Source organism: Kluyvera sp. (assembly GCF_047971185.1).
Classification (GTDB): domain Bacteria; phylum Pseudomonadota; class Gammaproteobacteria; order Enterobacterales; family Enterobacteriaceae; genus Kluyvera.
Window position 1 is genome coordinate 1 of record NZ_JBKDZH010000054.1, and the last position, 6443, is coordinate 6443.

Annotated in this window: 6 protein-coding genes and 1 pseudogene; 1 reads left to right on the top strand and 6 read right to left on the bottom strand. The window is 54.4% G+C overall.

Annotated features, from left to right (window positions below):
* The 3 genes from sdhA to sdhC form a co-directional block, all read right to left on the bottom strand.
* Window positions 1–1285 (bottom strand): succinate dehydrogenase flavoprotein subunit (sdhA, locus tag ACK5JN_RS15530; RefSeq protein WP_416870996.1); only part of this gene is annotated, 1285 nt, incomplete at its 3' end.
* Window positions 1285–1632, bottom strand: coding sequence for a succinate dehydrogenase membrane anchor subunit (gene sdhD, locus ACK5JN_RS15535; protein ID WP_416870997.1), 348 nt, complete (start codon window positions 1630–1632; stop codon window positions 1285–1287). The genes sdhD and sdhA, both read right to left, overlap by 1 nt.
* Complete coding sequence (gene sdhC, locus ACK5JN_RS15540; RefSeq protein WP_416870998.1) at window positions 1626–2030, bottom strand: succinate dehydrogenase cytochrome b556 subunit; 405 nt, start codon at window positions 2028–2030, stop codon at window positions 1626–1628. Before sdhC ends, sdhD begins: the two co-directional genes overlap by 7 nt.
* Before the next feature lie 638 nt (window positions 2031–2668).
* Here sdhC and gltA point away from each other — a divergent pair.
* Window positions 2669–3952, top strand: coding sequence for a citrate synthase (gltA, locus tag ACK5JN_RS15545; protein ID WP_416870999.1), 1284 nt, complete (start codon window positions 2669–2671; stop codon window positions 3950–3952).
* 171 nt (window positions 3953–4123) lie between these two features.
* Here gltA and nei read toward each other — a convergent pair whose 3' ends face one another.
* From nei to ACK5JN_RS15560, 3 genes and pseudogenes are all read right to left on the bottom strand, one after another.
* Window positions 4124–4915, bottom strand: coding sequence for an endonuclease VIII (gene nei, locus ACK5JN_RS15550; RefSeq protein WP_416871000.1), 792 nt, complete (start codon window positions 4913–4915; stop codon window positions 4124–4126).
* 32 nt (window positions 4916–4947) lie between these two features.
* Window positions 4948–5865 carry a DUF1266 domain-containing protein gene (locus tag ACK5JN_RS15555; protein ID WP_416871001.1) on the bottom strand — a complete coding sequence of 306 codons (918 nt, stop codon included), beginning with the start codon at window positions 5863–5865 and terminating at the stop codon, window positions 4948–4950.
* Between the two features lie 222 nt (window positions 5866–6087).
* Window positions 6088–6443: pseudogene (locus ACK5JN_RS15560) on the bottom strand (allophanate hydrolase subunit 2 family protein); the annotation flags it as partial.

Below are 6443 nucleotides of genomic sequence, written 5' to 3' on the forward strand. Positions count from 1 at the left end.
GCACGCCCTGTTCGGCGATAGATTCCTGTAGATGCAGACCTACCGCACGGCCAAACACCACCAGGTCCAGCAGCGAGTTGCCGCCCAGACGGTTAGCGCCGTGCACCGATACGCAGGCGATGTCGCCGACCGCGAACAGGCCAGGAATCACCACGTCTTCACCCTGCTCGTTCACGGTCAGCGCCTGGCAGCTCCCTTTGGTCGGAATACCGCCCATCATATAGTGGCAGGTTGGGATAACCGGAATCGGCTCTTTAACCGGGTCAACGTGGGCGAAGGTACGAGACAGCTCCAGGATACCCGGCAGACGGGACTCCAGGACTTCTTTACCCAGGTGGTCCAGCTTCAGCTTGGCGTGCGGGCCCCACGGACCATCGCAGCCGCGACCTTCGCGGATTTCGATCATGATGGAACGCGCCACCACGTCACGGCCCGCCAGGTCTTTGGCGTTCGGCGCATAACGCTCCATGAAGCGCTCGCCGTGTTTGTTCAGCAGATAGCCGCCTTCACCACGGCAGCCTTCGGTCACCAGCACGCCCGCCCCGGCGATACCGGTCGGGTGGAACTGCCACATTTCCATATCCTGCACCGGAACCCCGGCGCGGATCGCCATACCTACACCGTCACCGGTGTTGATGTGGGCGTTGGTGGTGGACTGGTAAATGCGGCCTGCGCCGCCGGTTGCCAGCACGGTGGCACGGGCTTTGAAGTACACCACTTCACCGGTTTCGATACACAGGGCGGTACAGCCGACCACCGCGCCATCGGCGTTTTTCACCAGATCCAGCGCATACCACTCGGAGAAAATGGTGGTGTGGTTTTTCAAATTCTGTTGATACAGCGTGTGCAGCAGCGCGTGGCCGGTACGGTCAGCCGCCGCTGCGGTACGTGCCGCCTGCTCGCCGCCGAAGTTTTTCGACTGGCCGCCAAACGGACGTTGATAGATGGTGCCATTCTCCAGGCGGGAGAACGGCAGGCCCATGTGGTCCAGCTCCAGAATCGCTTCCGGGCCGGTTTTACACATATATTCAATGGCGTCCTGGTCACCGATATAGTCCGACCCTTTAACGGTGTCGTACATGTGCCATTCCCAGTTATCTTCATGGGTATTACCGAGCGCCACGGTGATACCACCCTGCGCGGATACGGTATGGGAACGAGTCGGGAACACTTTAGACAGCAGCGCACAGGTCTGGCCGCTCTGGGAAATTTGCAGCGCCGCGCGCATACCTGCGCCGCCGGCACCAATCACAACAGCATCAAATTCTCTGACTGGCAGTTTCATCACACACCCCACACCACAACACATCCATAGATAACGTAAACCAGCAGCGCAACAACAATCACCAGTTGCAGCGTCAGGCGCAGAGCCAGCGGTTTAACGTAGTCGGTCAACACCTGCCACATGCCGATCCAGGCATGAATCAAGATTGAGAACAGAGCCAGCAGGGTGAACACTTTGGTGAACGCAGAGGCAAAGAAACCGCTCCAGATTTCCCAGGTGACTTCACCGTGCGTCGCAAAAAAGCCCACCATGTAGATGATGTACAGAGTCAGGACAATGGCGGTGGCGCGAACAAGGATGAAGTCATGTACGCCGTTGCGTCCTAATGCTGAGGCGTTGCTTACCATACGAGGACTCCTGCAAGAATTGAAAGCACGACAGTAATAACGAAAGAAATTTTGGCGGAACGCGTACCGGCTTCGAGGGTTTCTTCGATATAACCAAAATCCATTAACACGTGACGAATACCGACAACCGCGTGGTAGGCCAGCGCAGTGAGGATGCCCCACATAATGAATTTAACGAAGAAACTGCCCATGATGGAGGAAGCGGTCAGGAAGCCTTCCGGAGAGGAGAGACTGGTGCCCAACAGCCAGAGCAGAATGCCCACCGCCACAAACGTAATCACGCCGGAAACGCGATGAAGAATGGACGCTATCGCTGTTATAGGGAACCGGATTGTTGTCAAATCCAGATTGACAGGTCTTTGTTTTTTCACATTTCTTATCATGAATAACGCCCACATGCTGTTCTTATTATTTCCTTCCTCCGGTCCGCAGGCGGGTCAAGCAGCGTCCTTTCTATAACTTCGCGTCATGGTTAAATCTGCTTCCAGATGCTAAAACGACGCGCTATAACGCTGGGTGGCTCGGGATTGCAGGGAGTTCCGGAGACCTGGCGGCAGTATAGGCCGTTCACAAAATCATTACAATTAACCTACATATAGTTTGTCTGGTTTTATGCAGAACAGTGATCACGCTCACGATTAAAACAATTTTTTAAAAATTAATCACGTGATTTGACAAATATTAAACATTATTGTTACAACCATCACCTGTAAAAGCATATAATGCTCAAAAGTTATGGGGGCACTCTTTCACCTGATAATAAGTTATGTAACAGTGTGATTGGGTTGACCTGGCCTGGCTGTAACGTTATTAGTGTTTGTTCAGGTTTGAATCATTGGATTGCTAAGACCCTGATTTGCTGTTGTTTCACTGTAGATTAGACGTGCACCGTCAAGCGCCCTTTGCTCTGTACCCTTGCTTTATCTCTACAGCAGAGCCGTGAGCCAAATAACAAACTGGCAGCGTCGAAATATATTCTGAATTGCAAATCCGGCATCCGGCAGTCTTAAGCAAAAAGGCGCTAAGGAGACCGTAAATGGCTGATACAAAGGCAAAAATCACTCTATCCGGTGATACTGCTATTGAACTTGATGTGCTGAAAGGCACGCTCGGTCAGGATGTTCTTGATATCCGTACTCTGGGTTCAAAAGGCATTTTTACTTTTGACCCTGGTTTTACCTCTACCGCATCTTGCGAGTCTAAGATTACTTTTATTGATGGCGACGAAGGGATTTTGCTGCACCGCGGCTTCCCGATCGATCAGCTCGCAACCGACTCGAACTACCTTGAAGTGTGCTACATCCTGCTGTACGGCGAAAAGCCGAGCCAGGCCGAATTCGATGAATTCACCACCACCGTCACACGCCACACCATGATTCACGAGCAGATCACCCGTCTGTTCCACGCCTTCCGTCGCGACTCTCACCCGATGGCGGTGATGTGCGGGATTACCGGCGCGCTGGCCGCGTTCTATCACGACTCTCTGGACGTGAATAACCCGCGTCACCGTGAAATCGCCGCGTTCCGCCTGCTGTCGAAAATGCCGACCATGGCCGCGATGTGTTACAAATATTCTATCGGTCAGCCGTTTGTTTATCCGCGTAATGACCTGTCCTATGCCGGTAACTTCCTGCGTATGATGTTCGCCACCCCGTGCGAAGACTACGAAGTGAACCCGGTTCTGGAACGCGCGATGGACCGTATCTTGATCCTGCACGCTGACCACGAACAGAACGCTTCCACTTCCACCGTACGTACCGCGGGCTCTTCAGGCGCCAACCCGTTCGCCTGTATCGCTGCCGGTATCGCCTCTTTGTGGGGGCCAGCGCACGGCGGCGCCAACGAAGCCGCACTGAAGATGCTGGAAGAGATCAGCTCCGTTGAGCACATTCCAGAATTCGTCCGTCGCGCGAAAGACAAGAACGACTCTTTCCGCCTGATGGGCTTCGGCCACCGCGTGTACAAAAACTACGACCCGCGTGCCACCGTAATGCGCGAAACCTGTCACGAAGTGCTGAAAGAGCTGGGCACCAAGGACGATCTGCTGGAAGTGGCGATGGAGCTGGAGCACATTGCGCTCAACGACCCGTACTTCATCGAGAAGAAACTGTACCCGAACGTCGATTTCTACTCCGGTATCATCCTGAAAGCGATGGGCATTCCGTCTTCCATGTTCACCGTGATCTTCGCGATGGCGCGTACCATCGGCTGGATCGCTCACTGGAACGAAATGCACACCGACGGCATGAAGATTGCGCGTCCGCGTCAGCTGTACACCGGCTACGAGCAGCGTGACTTCAAATCCGACCTCAAGAAATAATTGCGGGTCCGGAAGTAAAAAAAGCGCCCTTGGGCGCTTTTTTTTGGTCACTATCGCGATCCCCGGAGTCGGCGCTAACGCACCTCGTCCGGGCTACCATCACCTGTAGCCCGGCTAAGCGCAGCGCCGCCGGGACATCTCCAGAGTCGGTGCGGACGCACCTCGTCCAGACTACTTCTGGCAATGTGGGCACCAGTAAAATGGTCTTGAGGAGAGCATCGTCTTTTCGATAATCCCGCCGCAGCGCTCGCAGGCTTCACCGTCGCGGTGAAACACCTTAAAGCGAAACAGCGCGCCGTGGTGCTTGTTGTCATCCACTTTACCGCGCGTGTTATACGACAGCCGGGGGATATCCAGCAACGCCTGCGCCAGCGCATCAAGCTGCGGCTCGGTCAGCTGCGAAGCCTTATGATTTCCCGTGAGCCCCACCTGCCAGAGAATTTCAACGCGCAGATAGTTGCCCAGCCCGGCGAGAAACGCCTGATCCAAAAGCAGGCCGGAGAACTGGCGGTTACGGAACTTCGGCGACAGCAGCCGCGCCTTCACCGCCTGCGGCGTTAGCGTCATATCGAGCACATCCGGCCCGACGCGCAGCAAAAACGGATGGGTTTGCAGCGTTTGCGCCGTCAGCATCTCAATATCGGAGGCGCTATACAGCAAAATGGCCTTATCCGCCGTTTGCAGCCTCACCCGCAGCACCCGCGTGGTCTCCGGCTTTTCGCTGGCCGTAACCACCCGCCATACCCCGTACAGCTGATTATGGCTGTAGAGCGTCAGGCCACCGGAAAAGTGCGTCAACAGCGCCTTGCCGCGCGTTTCGACGTGCGTCACACGCTGACCGATCAGCTCCGCGGCATAGGGCGCAAGCTCGGGGAACGCAAACCAGACTTCAGTGAGCGGTTTGTCTTTTATTGCCGCTTCCAGGCTATCCGCCGCGCGACGGATCTCTGGGCCTTCAGGCATGGTCATATCCTTCAGCTAAACCAACATCCTGACTATCGTGAGCGCCCTGCTCCGCCGACGCAAGCGGCAATTTCGGCCTGGCAGGAGGTATAAAGCGGAAAATCATGGTGACGAAACGGCGAGGCGGCGTCCTCCAGCAGGATCCGGGCACCCAGGATACGGTCCTTCGCCACCAGCCCGGACAGCAGACCACCCAGCACGCCTTTTAGCCCGCCGTTCCACTCCAGGTACATCATCAAATAAGACGCGGTTAGCTGCTCCCAGGAGGAATATTGCTGCTGAATCAGCTCACCGATAATATTTAAAAAATCGCGGGCTTCCTGCTCGTCAATATACCCTACCGAAAAGCCAATTCGCGCCAGCCAGGAGGCTCTGACCAAATCGTAGCCGGTAATCGGGCAAGTATCGACATCCTGAAACGGTAGCCCCTGATTTTGCAAAAAGGTCATATACCGTTCTTTTGCCGCAATGCTTTTCATCGGGATATCCGCACACGACGTCGCGCTGGTAATTAACTGACGCAATGTTTTACGTAATGCCCGATCGCAGTCGATATTCCATGTGGTGCTCATTAACAGACGAGCTTCTTTAATATCGTCGTTGTTATTCAGATCCAGCTGTTCAAGGGAATTTACGTAGCTGATTGAAGCATGATGGACCGAGGTTTCGCCAATCAGATACAGCGCTTCCGCGCAGGCAGCACGCCGTTCATTGTCGGTTATCAGCGGGTAAACCGGCTTAGCGTTATAGAGCTTGGCAATGGCAAACTCCGGCGTCTCTTTTTCCGCCTGTGATGTTAGCAAATAGCGCACAATCGCCAGCAACAGCCACGCGAAAATAATACCATTGATCGCATGATAGATATCTTTATATTCAGCCAGATTAAACAGCCGCTCGATGGTTTCACACGCGAGAAACACAATAAGCGGCGCTGCAATTTTCAACGCCATCGTTTCCATCCCTGGATTATCATCAGACGCATAAAATATAAGCACAGTCTCCATCACAGTGCTACCGATGAAAGCTGGCGATGTGCTAAATCAGAATAAATTAATAATGAAATACTTATGTTTAGAATTAGAGGAATTTAATAACTGAATAAATATACCGATGCAGCACGATGCCGCACCGGTATTATTGAGCGAGGATATGCTTAACCCGCAAGCGGTTGTTCACGCTTCCTCATTCAGACGCCAGCTTAGCTGCTCCAGATAACGCTGCCTTTCCTGGCGTGCCTTCAGCGCCTCTTCGAGCGAGCAACGGACAAAGTGTATCGGCTGGCCAAGCGGTATCTGCGCCAGCTGAAACATATCCGCTTCAATGATGCAGGCGATGCGCGGATAGCCGCCGGTGGTCTGCGCGTCATTCATCAGCACAATCGGCTGACCGTTATGCGGCACCTGCACCACGCCGGGCACCAGTCCATGGGATAACAGCTCGCGCGTATGGGGACGCGACAGCGGCTGCCCTTTCAGGCGGTAGCCCATCCGGTTACTCTGCGGGCTAAGCTGCCAGGGCGAGCGCCAGA

Bases quoted from the DNA above. Each gene is read 5' to 3' on its own strand.
- gltA (WP_416870999.1), top strand. From the start codon at position 2,669: ATGGCTGATACAAAGGCAAAAATCACTCTATCCGGTGATACTGCTATT.
- sdhD (WP_416870997.1), bottom strand. From the start codon at position 1,632: ATGGTAAGCAACGCCTCAGCATTAGGACGCAACGGCGTACATGACTTC.
- nei (WP_416871000.1), bottom strand. From the start codon at position 4,915: ATGCCTGAAGGCCCAGAGATCCGTCGCGCGGCGGATAGCCTGGAAGCG.
- ACK5JN_RS15555 (WP_416871001.1), bottom strand. From the start codon at position 5,865: ATGGCGTTGAAAATTGCAGCGCCGCTTATTGTGTTTCTCGCGTGTGAA.
- sdhC (WP_416870998.1), bottom strand. From the start codon at position 2,030: ATGTGGGCGTTATTCATGATAAGAAATGTGAAAAAACAAAGACCTGTC.